The 1,967-nt window shown below is 75.2% G+C and carries 2 protein-coding genes and 1 pseudogene; 2 read left to right on the forward strand and 1 reads right to left on the reverse strand.

Features of this window, described 5'->3' with window-relative positions; all coding sequences use genetic code 11:
* Positions 1-416, forward strand: a pseudogene (locus HMPREF3099_RS13035) (hypothetical protein); the annotation flags it as partial.
* Here HMPREF3099_RS13035 and HMPREF3099_RS09160 read toward each other — a convergent pair.
* Positions 358-1,200 carry an aldo/keto reductase gene (locus HMPREF3099_RS09160; protein WP_070705677.1) on the reverse strand — a complete coding sequence of 281 codons (843 nt, stop codon included), beginning with the start codon at positions 1,198-1,200 and terminating at the stop codon, positions 358-360. The pseudogene HMPREF3099_RS13035 and the gene HMPREF3099_RS09160 overlap by 59 nt on opposite strands.
* A gap of 85 nt (positions 1,201-1,285) precedes the next feature.
* Between HMPREF3099_RS09160 and HMPREF3099_RS09165 the strand changes: the two genes are divergently transcribed.
* A partial coding sequence (locus tag HMPREF3099_RS09165) for an alanine racemase (RefSeq protein ID WP_202816735.1) occupies positions 1,286-1,967 on the forward strand: 682 nt, incomplete at its 3' end.

Consider the following 1,967-nt stretch of genomic DNA (forward strand, 5'->3'; position numbering starts at 1 on the left):
TGGGCGTCACCGCCACCGCCTCCACCGGCGAGCGGGTGCCGCGCGTGGCCGCCCTCGCGGTGGCCGGTGCGGTGGTGCTGCTGGTGCTGCTGCTCGACCTGCGCGGCGCCATCGGCTTCTCCGGCGTGGGCGTGCTGCTCTACTACGCGGTGGCCAACGCCGCGGCGTTCACGCTGCGCGACGAGTGGCGCGCCGGGTGGGTGGTGCCGGTGGTGGGCCTGGTCGGCTGCGTCGTGCTCGTGGCGAGCCTCCCGGCCACCAGTCTCGTCGGCGGCCTGGTGATGGTGGCCGTCGGCGTGGTGCTGTGGTTCGTGCGCCGCGGCGAGCCCCGCGTGGCCGATGCCGACCGGGTGCCGGTCAGCGCTCCTCGTGGTGGTCGGGGTCCCCGCCGAACAGGCGACCGTCCGGCCGCGTGAGGTCGGTGATGGCGGCCACCTCGTCGTCGGACAGGGAGAACCCGAACAGGTCGAGGTTCTCCCGCTGGCGCTCCGGCGTGGCCGACTTGGGCAGGGGCAGCACCCCGCGCTGCAGGTGCCAGCGCAGCACCACCTGCGCCGGGGTGACGCCCAACCGCTCGGCCGGTGCCGCCACGGCGGTGTCGGTGTAGCGCGGCTGGCGCTTGCCCAGCGGGCTCCACGCCTGCGTGAGGATGCCGCGGCGGGCGTTCTCGGCCAGCAGGCCGGCCTGGCTGAACGAGGGGTGGACCTCCACCTGGTTGACCGCCGGGGTGACGCCCACCGAGCGGATGACCCGGTCCAGGTGGTGGGGGTGGAAGTTCGAGACCCCGATGCTGCGGGTCAGGCCCCGCTCGCGGGCCTGCACCAGGCCGTCCCAGGCGTACTCGTACTCGCCCTGCGAGGGGTTGGGCCAGTGGACCAGCACGAGGTCGAGGTGGTCGGTGCCCAGGCGGCGCAGGGACTCCTCCACGCACTCCACGGCGCTGCGGTGGCGCCGGCCGGGCACCTTGGTCACGAGCGCGACCTCCTCACGGTCCAGGCCGCTGGCAGCCACGGCGCGACCCACCTCGGTCTCGTTGCGGTAGGAGACGGCCGTGTCGAGCAGTCGGTAGCCGGCGTCCAGGGCGTGGCGCACGGCCGTGACGCCCTCGGCGCCGGTGAGCTCGTAGGTGCCGAAACCCACCAAGGGAAGGGTGGTGCCGTCGTGCAGCGTGTGGCGGGCGGTGGGGGAGAGGTCGACCATGCCCCCAGCCTAGGCGTGACGTCGTGTACCGACATCCCCGCGCGGCGTGTGTGCTGCGCGTCACCGCGGAGGTTAGGTTCTCGGCATGGACCCCCGGGCGCACGACACCACCCCCTGGCCACGCCTCGACGCCGCCACCGCGCACCTGCCCGCGCCGGTGGCCGCGGTGTCCCTCGATGCGGTGGACCGCAACCTGGACCGACTCGTGGAGGCGGCCGACGGCATGCCGCTGCGCGTGGCGAGCAAGAGCATCCGCGTGCGGGCCGTGGTCGAGCGCGCCCTGGCCCACCGTGGCGTGGAAGGCGTGCTCGCCTTCACGCTGCCCGAGGCCATCTGGCTGGCCCGGGTGGGCACCACCGACGACCTGCTCGTGGCCTACCCGACGGTGGACGCCGCCGGCCTGGACGCCCTGGTCTGCGAACCCGACCTCGCCGCGGCCATCACCCTGACCGTCGACGACCCCGCCCACCTCGCCGCGATCGCCGAGGCCCGCGCCCGCACCGGTGGCCGCGAGACCGTGCAGGTGGTGCTCGAGGCCGACGTCTCCCTGCGCAAGGGGCCCGTCACCATCGGCCCCCGCCGCTCGCCCCTGCACGGGCCGCAGGCGGTGGAACGCGCCGCGCGCCGCGTGGTGGCCGAGCCCGGCATCGCGCTGCGCGGACTGCTCACCTACGAGGGCCACGTGGCCGGGGTGCAGGACGTGCCCGTGGCCGGCGACCTGCGCGACCGCGCCTACCGCTGGGCCGTCCGCGGCATGCAGGGCGTCT

Origin of the sequence: Kytococcus sp. HMSC28H12, from assembly GCF_001816045.1 — a bacterium.
In the GTDB taxonomy this organism is placed as follows: Bacteria; Actinomycetota; Actinomycetes; order Actinomycetales; family Dermatophilaceae; genus Kytococcus; species Kytococcus schroeteri.

Excerpts from the sequence above, each read along its gene's own strand:
- HMPREF3099_RS09160 (WP_070705677.1), bottom strand. The coding sequence starts at position 1,200 with ATGGTCGACCTCTCCCCCACCGCCCGCCACACGCTGCACGACGGCACC.